15 protein-coding genes are annotated in these 17,683 nt (G+C 70.3%); 2 read left to right on the forward strand and 13 right to left on the reverse strand.

Annotation, left to right across the window (positions count from 1 at the left end):
- Window positions 1-108: 108 nt before the first annotated feature.
- Complete coding sequence (locus tag ACFYWJ_RS31535) at window positions 109-606, reverse strand: hypothetical protein (RefSeq protein WP_355284356.1); 498 nt, start codon at window positions 604-606, stop codon at window positions 109-111.
- 127 nt (window positions 607-733) lie between these two features.
- Entirely contained in the window at window positions 734-2,128 is a 1,395-nt protein-coding gene (locus ACFYWJ_RS31540; protein WP_355284359.1) for a DNA polymerase IV, read from the reverse strand.
- A gap of 95 nt (window positions 2,129-2,223) precedes the next feature.
- Between ACFYWJ_RS31540 and ACFYWJ_RS31545 the strand changes: the two genes are divergently transcribed.
- Window positions 2,224-3,099 (forward strand): UTP--glucose-1-phosphate uridylyltransferase, encoded by an 876-nt coding sequence (locus tag ACFYWJ_RS31545; RefSeq protein WP_355284362.1) that lies wholly within the window; start codon window positions 2,224-2,226, stop codon window positions 3,097-3,099.
- A gap of 3 nt (window positions 3,100-3,102) precedes the next feature.
- Here ACFYWJ_RS31545 and ACFYWJ_RS31550 read toward each other — a convergent pair whose 3' ends face one another.
- The 9 genes from ACFYWJ_RS31550 to ACFYWJ_RS31590 all read right to left on the reverse strand — a co-directional run bounded on the left by ACFYWJ_RS31550 (window position 3,103) and on the right by ACFYWJ_RS31590 (window position 14,818).
- Complete coding sequence (locus ACFYWJ_RS31550; protein WP_355284365.1) at window positions 3,103-3,612, reverse strand: NlpC/P60 family protein; 510 nt, start codon at window positions 3,610-3,612, stop codon at window positions 3,103-3,105.
- Between the two features lie 307 nt (window positions 3,613-3,919).
- A complete protein-coding gene (gene ileS / locus ACFYWJ_RS31555; protein WP_355284368.1) occupies window positions 3,920-7,051 on the reverse strand; it encodes an isoleucine--tRNA ligase in 3,132 nt (1,043 codons plus the stop codon).
- A 277-nt stretch (window positions 7,052-7,328) separates the two neighbouring features.
- On the reverse strand, window positions 7,329-7,529 hold the full coding sequence (locus ACFYWJ_RS31560; RefSeq protein WP_355284370.1) for a hypothetical protein: 201 nt from the start codon (window positions 7,527-7,529) through the stop codon (window positions 7,329-7,331).
- An 83-nt stretch (window positions 7,530-7,612) separates the two neighbouring features.
- The gene (locus ACFYWJ_RS31565; RefSeq protein ID WP_355284373.1) at window positions 7,613-8,473 is read right to left on the reverse strand and encodes a DivIVA domain-containing protein; all 861 of its coding nucleotides are present in this window, start codon (window positions 8,471-8,473) and stop codon (window positions 7,613-7,615) included.
- Between the two features lie 60 nt (window positions 8,474-8,533).
- Window positions 8,534-8,836, reverse strand: a complete 303-nt coding sequence (locus ACFYWJ_RS31570) for a YggT family protein (protein WP_019046242.1) — start codon at window positions 8,834-8,836, stop codon at window positions 8,534-8,536.
- Window positions 8,837-8,925: 89 nt separating this feature from the next.
- Entirely contained in the window at window positions 8,926-9,681 is a 756-nt protein-coding gene (locus ACFYWJ_RS31575) for a cell division protein SepF (RefSeq protein WP_355284375.1), read from the reverse strand.
- 107 nt (window positions 9,682-9,788) lie between these two features.
- Window positions 9,789-10,520 carry a YggS family pyridoxal phosphate-dependent enzyme gene (locus ACFYWJ_RS31580; protein ID WP_355284378.1) on the reverse strand — a complete coding sequence of 244 codons (732 nt, stop codon included), beginning with the start codon at window positions 10,518-10,520 and terminating at the stop codon, window positions 9,789-9,791.
- Window positions 10,517-11,248 carry a peptidoglycan editing factor PgeF gene (gene pgeF / locus ACFYWJ_RS31585; RefSeq protein ID WP_355284381.1) on the reverse strand — a complete coding sequence of 244 codons (732 nt, stop codon included), beginning with the start codon at window positions 11,246-11,248 and terminating at the stop codon, window positions 10,517-10,519. Before pgeF ends, ACFYWJ_RS31580 begins: the two co-directional genes overlap by 4 nt.
- A gap of 153 nt (window positions 11,249-11,401) precedes the next feature.
- A complete protein-coding gene (locus ACFYWJ_RS31590; RefSeq protein WP_387208268.1) occupies window positions 11,402-14,818 on the reverse strand; it encodes an AAA family ATPase in 3,417 nt (1,138 codons plus the stop codon).
- 164 nt (window positions 14,819-14,982) lie between these two features.
- On the opposite strand from ACFYWJ_RS31590, the gene ACFYWJ_RS31595 reads away from it, so the two are divergent.
- Complete coding sequence (locus ACFYWJ_RS31595) at window positions 14,983-15,528, forward strand: hypothetical protein (protein WP_355284854.1); 546 nt, start codon at window positions 14,983-14,985, stop codon at window positions 15,526-15,528.
- Between the two features lie 63 nt (window positions 15,529-15,591).
- Here the strand turns inward: ACFYWJ_RS31595 and ftsZ are convergent, their stop codons facing one another.
- Both ftsZ and ACFYWJ_RS31605 read right to left on the reverse strand, forming a co-directional pair.
- Window positions 15,592-16,845 carry a cell division protein FtsZ gene (gene ftsZ, locus ACFYWJ_RS31600; protein WP_355284856.1) on the reverse strand — a complete coding sequence of 418 codons (1,254 nt, stop codon included), beginning with the start codon at window positions 16,843-16,845 and terminating at the stop codon, window positions 15,592-15,594.
- A gap of 160 nt (window positions 16,846-17,005) precedes the next feature.
- On the reverse strand, window positions 17,006-17,683 hold the full coding sequence (locus ACFYWJ_RS31605) for an FtsQ-type POTRA domain-containing protein (protein ID WP_355284858.1): 678 nt from the start codon (window positions 17,681-17,683) through the stop codon (window positions 17,006-17,008).

Here is a 17,683-nt window from a genome sequence, read left to right on the forward strand (position 1 = left end):
GCCGCCGACAGCCCGCGAAACACGTGCTGGTCACTCGCGATCGCGCGAGCTCGCCGAACGCGCGAACCCCGGCCGCGACGAGGTCGGGCCGGGGTTCGCGGCGGGCGGTCAGACGCAGGCGACCGACTGCTGACCCAGGTTGGTCAGCATGGTGCACGCCCAGGCCTTCTGGACCTTCCACTTACCGTCCTCGGCCACAAACGGCACATCGACCACATTGGTCTGACCGTTGACCGTGAAGTTCGCCTTCGCGTTCACGCTGTCACCGAACGAGGTCACCTCGGTGACCTGCACAGCCACATTGGCGTCCTTGGCCGCCTGGGCCAAGCGGTTCGGCAGCTCCGGGTCGGCCGAGCCGCCCTGCACGAAGTCCAGCTTCTCCTCGTTGGGCACCGAGGGGTCGAGCGCGGTGTTCAGCTGCGCGTTCAGCTGCTCCACGGTCGGCACCGCGGGCAGGTTCGCGGCGGCCGAGGCCGAGGTCTTCACGCTGGTGGTGGTCTTGGCGGCGGGCTTGTCACCCTTGTCGTCGCTGCACGCGCTCAGGCCAAGTGCGGCGACAACGGCCAGTCCGGCGATCGCGACACGTCCGGTCGTACGAAGCTTCAACTGCTCGTCCTTTGCGTTCGGTGGGAGGGTTCCATCGCGGTTGCCGAGGCTACCGGAGATCGCTCGGCGTGCGGACCGACGGGCAACTTGCGCAGGCGCAGACCGGAGTTCGGCCCCGCCCGCGCGCTCACGCGAGGCTGTCGAGCGGGTCGGCCCTGACGAGGTTCTCGTCGTCGGCGGCGAAGGTCCGCGCCGGGCCGGGGCCGGTCGAACTGGTCTCGAACCGCACCGTCACCACGCCGTAGCCCGCGCCCTGCACCCAGCCGTGCCCGAAGTCGGGATGGCGCACATCCATCCCCGGAAACCACTGGCCCGCAGGCGGATTCCGCGCCTCCTCGGGCTCCGGCACCGGTGCGGGCTCGGTGACCGGATCGGCGCCGAGATCCTCCGGCACCGCCTGATCCAGTTCCGGGAACAGCGATTCCTGACGCACCAGCGACAATCCGCCGTAGCCGACCCCGACCAGCCGGATCGGGCCGAGTTCGGCCGGATCGATCGCCGAGCGCTGCGCGGCCGCGGCCAGGGTGGTCAGGTCGGCGGTGGCGTAGGGCAGGGTGAACGACCTGGTCACGATGCTCATATCGGACTTCTTGAGCTTGAGCACCACGGTCCGGGCGGCGCGGCCGTCGCGCTCGAGCCTGCGGTGCGCGGCCGCCGCCATGGCGGTGACGGCGGCGCGCAGGTCCGGCAGGGTGACGATGTCGCGCTCGTAGGTGTTCTCGGCGCTGATCTGCTTGGCCTCGGCGCGCTCGGCGACCGGGCGGTCGTCGACGCCGCGGGCGAGCCGGTGCAGGGCCGCGCCGACACTGCCGCCCAGGATCGAGGCGGCCTCCGATTCCGGCAGCGCCGCGAAGGCGCCGACCGTCTCGATACCGAGACTGCGCAACCGGCCCTCGGCCACCGGACCGATCCCCCACAGCTTGCGCACCGGCAGCCCGGCCAGCAGTCCACCCTGTTCGGTGGGCGAGATCACCCGCATGCCGTCGGGTTTGGCCAGGCCGGAGCCGATCTTGGCCAGCTGCTTGCCGGTGCCGGCCCCGATCGAGGCGGTGAGTCCGGTCCGCGCGGTGACCAGGGCGCGCAGCATCGCGCAGTACTGCTCGACCGCGGCGACGCTCGCGCCCGCCAGTTCGGCGGGCTCGGCGAACGCCTCGTCGAACGACAGCGTCTCCAGCACCGGGATCCGGCCGCGCAGCGTGTCGAACACCGCGGCGCTGAGCACCGAGTACACCGCGCCGCGCGGCGGCACCACCACGGCCGACGCCCCGATCAACCGCCGGGCCTGATGCATCGGCATGGCCGAGCGCGCGCCGTAGACCCGCGCCTCGTAGCTGGCCCCGGCGACCACCCCGCGCTGCCCCGCGCCGCCGACGAGCACCGGCCTGCCGCGCAGCGTCGGGCGGGTGAGCTGTTCGACCGAGGCGAAGAACGCGTCCATATCGATGTGCAGCACCCAGCGGCGGGCGGTGACCGCCGCATCTGCCCTGGCCGGGACGCCGGCGGTGTCGGCATCGGTGCGCACGCCCGCAATCTACGCGGCGCCGCCGACATATTTCCGACAGCAGGTCGACAGCCGTGGCACAGCGATCACCCAGCCGGATATGTGATGATCGGTGGATGAAGATCCGCAAGGCTGTCATTCCGGCTGCGGGAATCGGCTCCCGGCTCCTTCCGCTGACCAAGGCGACGCCGAAGGAGATGCTGCCGGTCGGCGACAAGCCGGTCATCGAGCACACCGTCCGTGAACTGGTCTCCTCCGGGATCACCGATATCACCATCGTCGTGAGCAGCGGCAAGTCGCTGATCCAGGACCACTTCCGCCCCAACCCGGCGCTGGTCGCGCAGCTGCGCGCCGACGGCAAGTCCGCCTACGCCGACGCGGTCGAGGAAGTCGGTGAGCTCTCGCGCGCCGGTCACATCACCTACCTCGACCAGCACGGCCCGTACGGCAACGGCACCCCGGTGCTCAACGCCGCCCGGCACCTCGGCGACGAGCCGATGCTGGTGCTGTGGCCCGACGACGTCTTCGTCGCCGAGGTCCCGCGCGCCCAGCAGCTCATCACCGCCTACGAGTCCACCGGCTGCCCGGTGCTGGCCCTGCTGCCGATGGCACCGGGCGAGTCGCAGCGCTACGGCGTTCCGGTGGTCCGCGAGGACCTCGACAACGGCCTGCTGCGCATCTCCGGCCTGATGGAGAAGCCCAAGCCCGAGGACGCCCCCTCGGCGTTCGCGGCGATCGGCGGCTACGTGGTGACGCCCGGCATCATCGACGAGCTGAGGACGCAGACCGACAACTGGTACACCCACCGGACCGGCGAGGTGTACCTGACCGACGCGATCAACACCTACGCCGCCAACCACGCGGTGTACGGCCAGGTCATCCAGGGTCGCTGGTACGACACCGGCAACCCGGCCGACTATCTGGTCGCCCAGTTCGCCTCCGCGCTGGCCCACCCCGAATACGGGCCGCTGCTGCGACAGCTGGTCGACTGACGCTCAGAAGCGCCGGATCGTGAAGATGTCGAATTCCCGCAGGGGATGCAGCCCGACCGGAACGCCCCAGTCGTGGGCGTCGAGGATCTGGCCGAGCCCCGCGTAGATGCCGACGTGCGAGCCGTCGCCGTTGAGGATGACGACATCGCCGGGCGCGAGCCCGCGGAAGGTCACCGGCATGCCGACCTTCGCCTGCTCCCAGGTGGTGCGCGGCAGGTCGACCCCGACCTGCCGGAACGCCCACTGCACCAGCGCGGAGCAGTCCCACGAGTGGGGCCCCACGGCGCCCCACTCGTAGGGTTTGCCGATCTGGGTGGCGGCGGCGGTGAGCGCGCCGATCCCGGTCGCGCTGGGTAACGGGAGCGCGCCGGAGCCGCTGGAGCTACCGGACGAGGAACCACCCGAGCCGGACGCGCTCCCGGTCTGCGACCAGGCGGGCCCGGCGAGGACCAGGGTGGTGATGGTGGTGGCGACGAACCCGAAGGCCAACCGCCGCAAGACTTTTCGCCGCATATGCTGTTCCGCCTCCCCGCGTTTCCTACCGGACGTAAGAGCGTGGCGAGCAGCTCGCCGAGCCGACGACCCGGTACCGGGGTGACCCGGCGAACTACCCGTGTTCGGACGAGATCAGACGTAACACACAGCTACTGCCGCCTCAGCGGGTTCCATGCGCATCAGCAGTAACACTGTCGATTGTGCGCGAAGATCACCGAGCTGTCACACACATTCAGCAACTTGTCAGCATCGTTATCATCGGCCGGGCGGGCGCACACGAACGGGGCGGGACCGAAAGCCGGTCCCGCCCCGTCGTTGTCGTCGATCAAGCCTTGCGCACGACAGCCTTCACGCCGCCGGTGAGCTCGGCCGCGTCCGCCTCCGCCGCACCGAAATCGAGCGTGGTGGCGAGGACTTCACCGGCGATCAGCTCGCGGTGGGTCTGCGCCCAGGCCAGCCGCTCGGCCGGGACCTCCAGGGTGACGGCGATCCGGTCCGACACCTCGAGCCCCTGCGCCTTGCGGGTCTCCTGGAGATCACGGATGAGGTCGCGGGCCCAGCCCTCGGCCTCCAGCTCCTCGGTGACCACCGAGTTCAGCACCACCAGACCGGCATTGGCGGGCAGCGCGGCGGTCGACTCGGGTTCCGCCGCCACCAGGCGCTGGGTGTACTCCTCGGGCAGCAGGGTGATCCCGGCGGCGGTGACGACACCCTCGGCGGATTCGCTCCACTCCCCGGCCTTGACCGCCTTGATCACCGTCTGGACCTGCTTGCCCAGCCGCGGACCGGCGGCACGCGCGTTGACGACCAGCTCGAAACGGCCGTGCGCGTCGACATCGGTGGTCAGGTCGACCTTCTTGACGTTGACCTCGTCGGCGATCAGCTCGGCGAACGGCGTGAGCCGCTCGGCGTCGGCCGCAGCGATGGTGACCTCGGCCAGCGGCAGGCGCACCCGCAGGTTCTGCGCCTTGCGCAGGCTCAGCACGGTCGAGCAGACCACCCGCACCTCGTCCATCGCGGCGACCAGCTCCGGATCGTGCGGCAGCTCGGTCTCGGTCGGCCAGTCGGTCAGGTGCACCGAGCGCTCCCCGGTGAGCCCACGCCAGATGACCTCGCTGATCAGCGGCAGCAGCGGCGCGGCCAGGCGGGTGACCACCTCGAGCACCGTGTGCAGCGTGTCCACCGCGTCCCGGTCCTCGGACCAGAACCGCGACCGCGACCGGCGCACATACCAATTGGTGAGCGCGTCGGCGAACGAGCGCAACTCGTCGGTGGCACCGGCGATGTCGTAGCTCTCCAGCGCCTCGGTGATCACGTCCCGGGTGACCGCGAGCTTGGCCAGGATGTACCGGTCGAGCACGTGCGGCGAATCCGTGCGCCACACACCGGGCTTCGAGGCGTAGAGCTGCAGGAAGGTCCACGCGTTCCACAGCGGGCGCAGCGCGTGGCTGACGCCTTCGCGGATGCCGCGCTCGGTGACGATGAGATTGCCGCCGCGCAGGATCGGCGAGCTCATCAGGAACCAGCGCATCGCGTCGGAGCCGTCGCGGTCGAAGACCTCGTTGACGTCGGGGTAGTTGCCCTTCGACTTCGACATCTTCAGGCCGTCGTCACCGAGCACGATGCCGTGCGCGGCAACGGTTTTGAACGACGGCGAGTCGAACAGCGCGGTCGAGAGCACGTGCAGCGTGTAGAACCAGCCGCGGGTCTGCCCGTTGTACTCGACGATGAAATCGCCGGGGAAGTGACTGTCGAACCACTCCTTGTTCTCGAACGGGTAGTGCACCTGGGCGAACGGCATCGAGCCCGACTCGAACCAGCAGTCGAGCACCTCCGAGACCCGGCGCATGGTCGACTTGCCGGTCGGGTCATCGGGATTCGGCCGGGTCAGCTCGTCGATGTAGGGGCGGTGCAGGTCGGTCGGGCGCACGCCGAAGTCGGCCGCCAGCTCGTCGAGCGAGCCGTAGACGTCCAGGCGTGGGTAGGCCGGGTCGTCGGAGACCCACACCGGGATCGGGCTGCCCCAGTAGCGGTTACGGCTGATGTTCCAGTCGCGCGCGCCCTCGAGCCACTTGCCGAACTGGCCGTCGCGGATGTGCTCGGGCACCCAGCTGATCTGCTGGTTCAGCTCGACCATCCGGTCGCGGAACTTGGTGACCGCGACGAACCAGGACGGCACGGCCATGTAGATCAGCGGTTGGCCGGAACGCCAGCTGTGCGGGTAGGAGTGCTCGATCGTCTCGTGCCGCAACAGCTTTCCGGCGGCCTTGAGGTCCTTGATGATCACCGGGTTGGCGTCGAAGACCATCAGGCCCTCGTACGGCGGCACCATCGAGGTGAACTTGCCCGCCGGGTCCAGCGGCTGGACGATCTCGATCCCGTTCGCCGAGGCGACGTCCATGTCCTCCTCACCGAACGCCGGGGCGAGGTGGACGATGCCGGTGCCGGAATCGGTGGTGACGTAGTCGGCGGTGAGCACGCGGTGCGCGTTCGGGTGACCGACGAAGAAGTCGAACGGCGGCGCGTAGGACAGGTCGGCCAGCGCCGCGCCGTCGTACTCGCCGAGCACCTCGGGCTCCTCGCCGAATTCCCGCGCGTAGTGCGAGACCCGTTCGGCGGCCAGCACATAGCGCTTGCCGTCGGCGGCGCGCAGGTGCACGTAGCGCACGTCGGGGTGCACCGCGATCGCCAGGTTGGACGGCAGGGTCCACGGCGTGGTGGTCCAGATCAGCGCGTTCGCGCCGTCGAGTGCGGCGAAGGGATGCTCGGCGGGCACGCTCAGCACCATGTCGACGGTGACCGCCGGGTCCTGGCGCATCTTGTACGCGTCGTCGAGGCGGGTCTCCTGGTTCGACAGCGGCGTCTGCTCGTACCAGCTGTAGGGCAGCACACGGAAGCCCTGGTAGATCAGGCCCTTGTCGTACAGCGACTTGAACGCCCACATCACCGACTCCATGAAGTCGAGATCGAGGGTCTTGTAGTCGTTGTCGAAGTCGACCCAGCGGGCCTGGCGGGTCACGTAGTCGCGCCACTCGCCGGTGTAGCGCAGCACCGAGGACTTACAGGCGGCGTTGAACTCGGCCAGCCCCATCTCGTCGATCTGCGACTTGTCGGTGATGCCGAGCTGCTTCTCGGCTTCGATCTCGGCGGGCAGGCCGTGGGTGTCCCAGCCGAAGCGGCGGTCGACCTTGTGGCCGCGCATGGTCTGGAAGCGCGGGATCAGGTCCTTGACGTAGCCGGTGAGCAGGTGGCCGTAGTGCGGGAGGCCGTTGGCGAAGGGCGGGCCGTCGTAGAAGACGAACTCGGTGTCGCCCTCGCGGTTGGCCAGGCTGGCGCGGAAGGTGTCGTCGCGCGCCCAGTAGTCGAGTACCCGCTGTTCCAGTTCCGGGAACGACGCGCCGGAACCGGCGCCGAAGTCGACCCGGGGGTACGCACCGGTGGTTGTCTCGTCCGCCATCGCGGATCTGCTCCTCGTGCCGCCGCGCCGTCGGCGCGAATCCTGGGCACGGGGACGATGCCGGCGCCGGTGCGCCGTACCGCGGTACCACCCCGTTTGCCCGTTCCGTCCCAGAGGGAGCGGCGCGGGCCTCTCGTTGTGTGAGCTGTGACGGGCTCACCCGTTCGGTTCTACTGAGCGCGAACGCCGTTCTTCCGAAGGCTCCCCGGTGATGGCCGGATCGGTGCCGTGTGTAGTTCGATTCTAACCGGGACCGTCCAGCGGATATTTCGCGCCGTCAGTCCCGCCGGGCGTGTCGGCCGGGTGGGACCGGGTCGTTCTCGGGTTTTCGGGTGGCCAGCGCGCTCACCAGCAGAGTGGCGGCACCGACGACACAGATCAGAATGCACCCCCACGCCCACAGCACCGAACCGGTGGCGAGCGCCGCGACGAGCAGACCGAAACCGATAGCCGCGAGGACGAGCGTCAAGACGAGCATGCTGACTCCCAAGAACCCGAGCAGCCCGACGAAAGCTGGGCGTTTCCCTGGTCACACGGCGGGCCGTGTGACCAGGGTCCAGTTTACTTGGCGCCCTTGGCGAAGGAGGCAGGAGCCAGACTGTTGGCCGAACCGTTGGTTTCGCCGGCGAACTCGCCACCGTCGACCGGGACGGCCGAGCCGCGGTTCTCCAGCTCCTCCAGCTGCGACTCCAGGTACGACTTCAGCCGCACGCGGTACTCGCGCTCGAAGGTCTTCAGCTGCTCGATGCGGCTTTCCAGCACCGTGCGCTGCTGGGTGATGGTGGCCATGATCTCGGCGTGCTGGCGCTCGGCGTCGGCGGTCAGCGCCTCGGCCTTGTCCTTGGCCTGCCGGATCTGGGTGTCGGAGCGGTTCTGCGCGTCGGTCAGCATCGCGTCGGACTTCTGGCGCGCGTCGGCGATCATCGCTTCCGAGCGGGTGCGGGCGTCGCCGACCAGTCGCTCGGAGTTTGCCCGCGCGTTCGAGAGCAGGCCCTCGGCCTCGGTCTTGGCGTCGGTGGTGAGCCGGTCGGCCATTTCCTGCGCCAGCGTGAGCACCTTCGCGGCCTGCATGTTCGCGTCCGGGCCCGAGTTGTCGCGCACCGGGGCGGCGACCGGCATCGGCGCAGGCGGTGCGGGTGGCACCGGCGGCGCGATCGGTTCCGGAGCAGGCGGCGGGGCCTGTTGGACAGGCGCCTTGACGGCGTTGACCGGCGCGGACGCGCGGTTCTTCTTGGCGTCGGCCAGCTCGGTGTCGAGTTCGGCGACCCGCTGACGCAGGTCGGCGTTCTCTTCGATCAGGCGCGAGAGCTCCTGCTCGACGAGATCCAGGAAGGCATCTACCTCGTCCTCGTTGTAGCCGCGCTTACCGATCGGCGGTTTGCTGAACGCGACGTTATGCACATCGGCGGGAGTCAGCGGCATCGAAGGATCCCTTCACGCGTCTTTTGGAGAACTAGCAAGCGGTCTTCTCGATTCAGTATGTCACACGGAGGTCACGGGCTGCCCGAGCCTACCCACGATGGACATCAGGATGAACACCACGAAGAGCAGGACCATTATCGACAGATCGAGCCGAATACCCCCGAGATTCACAGGAGGTATCAACCGCCTCAGGAGTTTCACCGGCGGGTCGGTCACCGTGAAGATCACCTCGAGGATGATCACCACCACACCGGTCGGGCGCCAATCGCGCGCGAAACTGCGAATGAACTCGACGATCACCCGGCTGATCAGCAACAGCCAGAAGATGAAAAGCACCAGGTACAGAACCGCGAACAGGGCCACGTCTTCACTCTGCCGCAAAATCGGCGGCGTGCAAAATGGCCGCGCCGCGCAGTGCGCGGGCGGCCATCACGGCGTTGCGGAGGTGGTCGCTATTTCTGGTTGTAGAAGCCGTTTTCGGCGATCCGGCGGCGCTCTTCCGCTGATACGTCGACATCGGCCGGTGAGAGCAGGAACACCTTCGTCGCCACCTTGTCGAACGAACCACGCAGCGCGAACGCGAGCCCGGCCGCGAAATCGACCAGCCGTTTCGCATCGGCATTGCTCAGGTCGACCAGATCCATGATCACCGGGTTGCCCTCACGGAAACGCTCACCGATGATCCTGGCCTCGCTGTAGTCCCGCGGACGCAGCGTGGTGATCTTGGACAAGGGACCTCCGTCCTCGAAGATCCCAGGCCGCCGCGCGGCGGCAGGCTCGGGGCGCATGCGCTCCTCCAGCCTGCGCTCCTCGGCGTCGGGATCGACCGCGAGCGCGCCACGGGTGGAACCGCGCATGCCGGGTGCGACACCGCCCGCCCGGAACGAGCGCCCCGATGACGGCGCGGTCTCGATCCTGGTGGGGCGACGTGGCGTCTCATAACGATCGTCGGCGTAGGTGTCGGCGACGTAATCGTCACGACGCGCCTGGTAGGCCGACTTGTAGGCCGGCTGCGGGTAGTCGTCGGCCTCGTCCTCGAAACGGTCGGCGCCGTATCGGTCTTCGGCGTAGCGGTCGTAGCTGCGCGGACGAGTGCGGCCAGCGCGCTCGTCGGCGCCGCGAGGGGCGTGATCGTCGACGTAATCGTCTTCGTACTCGTCGAGCGGAACCATGCCGAAGTACGCCTTGAACTTGTGCAGCGTGCTCATCTGGTCGACCTTCCTTCGGCCCCGGTGGCGGCCGGGTGTTGAAGTTCTTGCTCAGCGCCTCGTCGGCCCAATCGTATGTGTCGAATGTGACTGATGAGGTTTCTTTGCTACGCCGAGGTTATCGGTCGCGCGCCCATCAAGGCGGTACCGACACGCACACACGTCGAACCGTGTTCGACCGCAACTTCCAAATCACCCGACATACCTGCAGAAAGTTCGGTGGCGTCGGCGTGTCGAGTCAGCAGCGAAGTGTGCAAAGTCGCAAGATTCGCAAAGGACGCATCACTGGCGGCGTCAAGGGGCGGAATCGCCATCAGACCGGCCAGATGCAGGCCGGGGGCCTTCGCCACGAGGTCGGCCAGGGCGGGCAGATCGGCCGGTGCGACACCCCCGCGACCGGGGTCGTCGTCCAGGCTCACCTGGAGCAGGACGCGCAGGGGCGCGGTACGCTCGCCGGCTGCCATGGCGTCCTGCGCGGCCCGGTCCAGGGCGGTTGCCAGGCGTTCGCTGTCGACCGAGTGCACGGTGTGCGCCCAGCGCGCCACCGCGCGCGCCTTGTTCCGTTGCAGACGGCCGATCATGTGCCATTCGACGTCGTCGTAGCCCAGCTCGGTGACCTTGGCCGAGGCCTCCTGCTCCCGCGACTCGCCGAACTCGCGCCTGCCGAGTCCGTAGAGGATGTCGACGTCGGCTGCGGGGAAGAACTTCGTCACCGGCAGCAGCCGGACCGCACCGGCCGGTCGGCCCGCGGCCGCCACGGCGGCATCGATGCGGGCCAGCAGGCCGTCGAGGCGGGCCGAGAGTTCCTGGGCGCGGGTGGTCTCGCACGCCGCGCTCACGCGGTGGGGTCCATCCAGATCACGCCGGCGATGCGGCCGGTCGGGGCGCCGCGGCGGTGGCTGAACAGGGTCTTGTCCTCGATCGTGCAGCGCGGGTCCAGCGCGATGCCGCCGACGCCCGCCTCGGTGAGCTGCCTGCTGATGCCGGCGCGCAGGTCCAGACCGGGGGTCTTGCGGACTGTGGTGGTGGCGCTGCCGGGCAGGTGGGCCTCGACGTCGGCGCGCATCGCGGCGGGGACCTCGTACTGGCGGCCGGAGGCGGCGGGGCCGAGGAAGGCGCCGATCCGCTCGACCCGCGCGCCCACCGACACCATCGCCTCGAGCACCCGCGGCACGATCCCGATCCGGGCGCCGATGCGGCCCGCGTGCACCGCGGCGATGACACCCGCCTCGTCGTCGGAGAGCAGGATCGGCACGCAGTCGGCGGTGAGCACCACCAGGGCGAGGTTCGGCACGGTGGTGACCAGCGCGTCGGTGACCGGGACCGGTTCGGCGCGCGGCCCGTCGACGATCTCCACGGCGCGCCCGTGCACCTGCTCCATCCACACCAGCCGGTCCGGGGTGAGCCCGATCCCCTCGGCCAGCCGAACCCGATTGCGGCGCACGGCTTCCGGATCGTCGCCGACGTGATCGCCCAGGTTGAACGAGTCGTACGGGGCGGCGGAGAAGCCACCGGCGCGGGTGGTGGTCACCCGGCGAACGGTCACGGTGGGAGGTGCGGAAGTCATGACTTCGAGCGTAGTGCCGTCCGGGCGGGGTGCGGTGCCCGTGGGTGGTGACGTCGGTCAACCCCGGTGCACCGTGTCGAGCCGGGCGCCGGACAGCCGCGGCGAGCCCGGTCCGCGCGCTGCGGGTTCGGCGTCGCTCGGCACCGAGCACACTCAGCGGCGCGGGGCCGAGGTGCCGGACGGGTCGCTCGGAGCGCTCAGCTCGTCGAGCTTGCGGGCGATGCCCGCGCGACTGGTGAGGCCGAGCTTGCGCAGGACGCGGCCGAGGTGGTCCTCGACGGTGCGGGGGCTCAGGTAGAGGTGGGCGGCGATGTCCTTGTTCGCGTAACCCAGCGCCGCCAGGTCGGCGACTTCGCGTTCGCGCCTGGTCAGGATGGTGACGGTGGGTGAGCAGCTGCCGGCCAGGCGGCGCTGGGCCGTGGTGGTCTCGGCCAGCAGTCGCTGCGCGCCCGCGTCGGCGAAAGCCGCCCGTGCCGAGGCGAATCGGCTGGTCGCCTCGCCGAAATCGCCGCGACGGCCCGCGACTGTGCCGGCCAGCAGTTCGGCCTGCGCGCGGTTGACCGCCATTCCGGCACGGGTGAACGCGGCGATCGCCCGCTCGGCCGCCGCCGCGGCGGCACCGAGATCACCGATGGCGGCGGCATAGTCGGCCATGGCCAGCGCGGCCGACCCGACCTGACTGCCCAGGCCCTCGTCCGCCGCGCAGGCGCCGCCACCCTGGTCCTCGTGCGCGGTGCTCCGGCGGTCGTCGGCCGGGCGCGGCGCGTGCGTACCGGCGGCCAGGTCTGCGGTGCTCCGACTGCCGTCGGCCGGGCGCGGCGCATGCGCACCGGCGGCCAGGTCTGCGGTGCTCCGACTGCCGTCGGCCGGGCGCGGCGCATGCGCACCGGCGACCGGGTCTGCGGTGCTCCAACTGCCGTCGGCCGGGCGCGGCGCATGCGCACCGGCGACCGGGTCTGCGGTGCTCCAACTGCCGTCGGCCGGATGCGGCGCGTGCGCACCGACGGCCGGGCCATCCGGTGCGGTGTGCGGCACGCCGGGAGCACCGCCCGCGACGCGCGTGGCACCGACTACACCCGGCTGCGGGGCGCGCCCCGGACTGCTCGGCCGCTGGTCCGCCGGGGTGGAGCCGTCCTCGCCCGCGACGGTTTCGCGGACGCCGGTGGCCGACATCTGGGACGTCGCCGCGGCGGCCGCCCGGGCGACGAGGTCGGCCGCGCTCGTGAGATCACCGTCGGCGATGGCGGCATGGGCTGCCCTGGCGAGGTGCGTGGGGTGCAGCGGGCCGGGGCGGGTGTCGGGGGCGGGCAGGGTCGGTGCCGAATCGCCGGGAAGCGCGGGGACGCCGGGCGCCGGAACACCCGGGACCGACGGAACGGCGGGCGGGCGAGCCAGGTCGGGGACCGGGTCGCCGGGCGGGCGAAGGTCCGGTGCCGGGAGGCCCACCAGGCGGGCGGTTTCGGCGAGGGTGGTCTCGACGACCTGGCGCCACCAGCGCATGGCGGGGCGCGGCAGGGCGGCGACGGCGTGCCACTGGGTGGTGACGGTGTCGGTGGGGGCGGTCAGCAGCAGGGTGCGGAGTTTGACCGCGCCGGCGAAGGAGAGCAGGTCGGGGTGGTGGAAGGTGGTGGCGGCCTCGGTCGCGTCGTCGGCGGCGGCGATCGCGGCGTGCAGGCGACCGAGTTTGGCCAGCGAGTAGGCGCGGACGGTCTGGAGTTCGGCGAGGGCGTAGCTGCGGCCGAAGCGGTGGCTGACCCGGAGGGCGCGGTCCAGGTGGACGAGACCGTCGCGGTCGTGGTCGAGGAAGTAGGCGCACCAGCCCAGGGCGGGGATCGCGTGGACGACCTCGCGGAAGCCGGCGTCGGTGAGGTCCTCGAAGGCCCGATGGCACCCGGGATAGAGGTCGGCCGCGGTCCGGATCTGGCCGTCGGCGACGAAACCGAGACAGCGCAACGCCAGCGCGGCGGCACGGACCGCCGAGTCCTCGATCTCGGCGGACCCGAACAAGGCGTTGAGGCGGGCGTGGCCCTCGGCGTCGCGGTGGTCCTGCAATTCCAGGATGGCCAGTTCCAGCTGGACCGGGCCGTCACCGGCGCGGCGAGGCAGGGTCGCGGCGGTCGCGAGCAGCGTCCTGGCCTGTTCGACCCGGCCGCGCATGCGGGCACACCGGGCCGAGAGCAGCAGCGCTTCCAGCTGGTGGGGGCCCGGTTCGGCGGCGGCCGGGTCGAGCGCCGCCGCCGCGCGCTCGCCCGCGCCGGCCAGCAGCAGCGCCCGGCCGAGCGCCACCGCGTCGGCGAGCGGATCGGCGGCCGAGGGCGCGATCCGGTGCGCGAGCGCGAACCAGCGCGCGGCCGAGGCCGGGGCGTCGGCGAGGACCTGGTCGGCGGCCAGCCGCAATTCGGCTCCCGCGATCTCGTCCCGGCCGAGCAGCGCGTGTTCGAGTTGTGTGGCTCGCGCGGCCATCGGCGCGTCGCGGGCGCGCAGGGCCAGCGCGGTGCGGCGGTGGGCCAGCGTCAGCCAGCCCTGCCCGGCCAGGCGGTAGGCGGCGGTGCGGATCAGCGGGTGGACGAAGGTCACCGTGCCGTCGACCGCGCGGACGACCCCGCGCGCGACCAGACCGTCGAGCGCGCCCGCCACCGACGCGGCGGGGAGATCGGCTGTCGCGGACAGCAGTTCGAGGTCGGGCGGCGCACCGCACACGGCGACGGCCTGCGCGACCGACCGTTCGAGCTCGGGCAGCTGGGCCAGTTCGGCGCGGATCGTCCGGTCGACGGCGGCGTAGTCGGTCGACGCGGGATCCGGGTTCTCCCCGCGCAGCGCCCGGTCGAGCTCCCGGTCGGGCAGGTCGGCCAGCAGTGACAGGTACAGCGGATTGCCCTGGGAGGCGTCGAGCAACCGCGCGCGCCGCCGCGGGTCCTCCCCCGGCAGCAGTCCGTCGACATCGACCCGGGTGAACGGCGGCACCCGGACCTGAGCCGAGCGGACCCGCGGCGCCCGCAGCAACCGGGCGATCGACGGCGGACAACCGCCGTCGCGGAACGCCAGGAGCAACCGGAACCCGCCCACCGGCCGATTGCGGATCAGGAAGGCCAGCAGCCGAACCGACTCCGCGTCGGCCCACTGCGCGTCGTCGACGACCAGCAACGTCTCCGCCGCGCCGAGCGCGCGCCGCAGCCACCGGGCGAGCGCGAGGTCGGCCAGCAGTTCCGCCGCGGGCACGGCAGCTTCGGGGTCGTCGACCGGCGGCATCACGCGACCCGCGTCGGTGAGGTCGGCCTCCGGGCGGTGGCCGACCATCGCGCCGCGCGCCCGGTCCGGGTCGGCGTCACCGAGCTGTTCGACGAGATCGTCGGCGAGATAGCGCGGTTGGGTGCGGGCGTCCTCGGCACCGGTGATCGAGAACACCCGGCACGGTGCGGCCTGGGCGAAATGGGTGATCAAGCGGGACTTGCCGATTCCGGCGGGCCCCTCCACCAGCAGCAGCCAGGGGGCATCGGGGCCGGTGAACGTCGAGGTCAGGGTGGCGAGTTCGGGAGCCCGGCCGACGAAGGCGCGTTCGATCACCGTCACCACCCCCTCTCCTGCCCGGATTGTCCGGGGTGAGCCTAACCCGGGGCGCCGACGCGCGAATGCCGTGGTTTCCCGGATGCTCCGGAGACGGCCGTGGGGTTGGGTGGGCGAGGCCGATCACCGCCGAAGGGTCCGCGGTGAGGTTCTTCAGAAAGAAGGTTCGCATGACATTCACCGGCAAGGGCAAGGTTTCGCGGTTCGCGCTCGCACTGCTGGCGGTCTCGGCACTCGGTGCCGCGGGCTGCTCGGCCGTGGACAAGGTCACCGAGGTGGCCAAGGACGCGGGCAAGTCCGACACCGCCCGCTCGAAGGTCGGTGACTGCATCAACGTGATCTCGGCGTCGATGATCGACTCCAAGACCGAGCCGGTCGACTGCTCGGCCGAGACCGCGGTCTACAAGGTCGTCCAGGTGCACGATCAGAAGGTCGAGTGCCACGAGGACTACACCTCCTACGAGGAGACCTTCGGCAGCGGCGGCACCCTCGCGTTCCTCTGTCTGGCCCCCAACTTCAAGGAGGGCAGCTGCTACAACGAGGGCATGATGACCGGCTACAAGTTCGTGCCGTGCACCGCCACCGAGGCCGACTTCAAGGTCGTCTCGCGGATCGACGGTCAGGTCGACGAGCAGCTGTGCGGCGCGGACGCCGACTCGGTGCTGGTCGTCAACGACCCGAAGACCACGTTCTGCCTGGGCAGCGCCAAGGGCTGAGCCCGTATCTACGAGAAGAGCCCGGACTCCGTTGGGAGTCCGGGCTCTTCTCGTACGTGTTGCCTATCGGCGCATGAAGATCGGCACTTCGATGTCGTCGTCATCGTCGCCGTCGTCGCCCTGGTCGGGGTTGTTGACGCGGTTCATGGCCTGCTCGGTGACCCGCTGCCGCTCCGATTCCCGGTAGCGCTCGGTGTCGCGGTAGCTCGGCGCGCTGGTCCGCCCGCTCGACACCCCGCTGGTGGCGGGTTCGGTCGCCCGGACCGGCGCCTCGCTGGTGCGCGCCTGGCCGACCTCGCCGGCCCGACCCGCACCGATCGAGCCGGACCCGACCCGGGTGTGCGATTCGGGCGCCGCCCGCCGGGACGGGCCGCCACCGTCGAAACCCGCCGCGATTACGGTGACGCGCACCTCGTCGCCCAGCGAATCGTCGATGACCGTACCGAAGATGATGTTGGCCTCGATGTGGGCCGCCTCCTGCACCAGCGAGGCCGCCTCGTTGATCTCGAACAGACCGAGGTCGGAGCCGCCGGCGATCGAGAGCAGCACGCCGTGCGCGCCGTCCATCGACGCCTCGAGCAGCGGCGAGTTGATCGCCGTCTCCGCGGCCTTCACCGACCGGCCCTCACCGCGCGCCGAGCCGATGCCCATGAGCGCCGAACCGGCGCCGGACATGACGGACTTGACGTCGGCGAAGTCGACGTTGATCAGACCCGGGGTGGTGATCAGGTCGGTGATGCCCTGGACACCGTTGAGCAGCACCTCGTCGGCCGAGCGGAACGCGTCCATCAGGCTCACCGCCGCGTCGCCTAGCTGCAGCAGCCGGTCGTTCGGGATGACGATGAGCGTGTCGCAGGACTCGCGCAGCAGGTTGATGCCGACCTCGGCCTGGTTGCCACGGCGCTTGCCCTCGAACGAGAACGGCCGGGTGACGACGCCGATGGTCAGCGCGCCCAGCTTCCGGGCGATGCTGGCGACGACGGGCGCGCCACCGGTACCGGTGCCACCGCCCTCGCCCGCGGTGACGAAGACCATGTCGGCGCCCTTGAGCACCTCTTCGATCTCGTCCTTGTGGTCTTCGGCGGCCTTGCGGCCGACTTCCGGATCGGCACCGGCACCGAGGCCGCGGGTCAGCTCGCGGCCGACATCCAGCTTGACGTCGGCATCGCTCATCAGCAGGGCTTGGGCGTCGGTATTGACCGCGATGAACTCGACTCCCTTGAGTCCCTGTTCGATCATTCGGTTGACGGCGTTCACGCCGCCGCCGCCGATACCGACGACCTTGATCACCGCAAGGTAGTTGTGCGGGGGCGTCATGGGCTCTCGCCTTCCTTCGATCTTAAACCCTCAACCTCAACCATAGGGTTGGCGTTATGTCAAGTATCCGACTGCTGCGGAACGCTATTCGCAGCCACTGCGATCCCGGCGCAGGCGCGCCGAGACGAGAGCCAGAATCTTGTGCCACAAAGAGTGTCGCTCACTTTACCGTGACCAGATTCGGACTCGACACGTCGAACACGGTCCCCTCACGGGTCAGCAGCGGCAACACGACGGCAGCTTTGCGCTCGCCGTCGCCCGTGCCGCCCCACACTACCTTCCTACCGTCACGTAGGTTCAACGAGACGTCCGAAATCGACCGCGCGACAACCTCGCCCACCTGCACCGACAGCGCGGGCGGCAGCGTGACCAGCACATCCACCGCGGCCCTGGCCGCCGCGGGCCCGGTGAAGGACCCCTCGGTGAGCAGCTTCGGCACCCCGATCGGCGGTGCGGGCTCGATCGCGAATTCGACACTCTCGGCGTCGATCAGGTGCGCGCCGTCCGGTGATTCGATGTACAGCACCGGTGTTCGTTCCACCACGCTCACCAGCACGGTGGAGGGGAACGTGCGCTGTACCCGGACCGAGCGCACCTTCGGGATCGCGGCCACACGCTGGGCGATCGAGGTGGTGTCGATGCGCAACATCGAACGGCCGTCCGGGATTTCGAGCCGTGCGCGGACTTCTTCCTCGGAGACCGCGACCAAGCCGTCGACGCGCACGGTACGCACGGACAACACCGGGGTGAACCAGGCGAGAACAACGAGCACCGTCACCACGAGGAGACCGACCACCGTCCAGAGGCGGTAGCCGCGCCACCCGCGCGCGGCGGGCAT

Origin of the sequence: Nocardia sp. NPDC003269, from assembly GCF_042888005.1 — a bacterium.
Taxonomy (GTDB): Bacteria; Actinomycetota; Actinomycetes; order Mycobacteriales; family Mycobacteriaceae; genus Nocardia.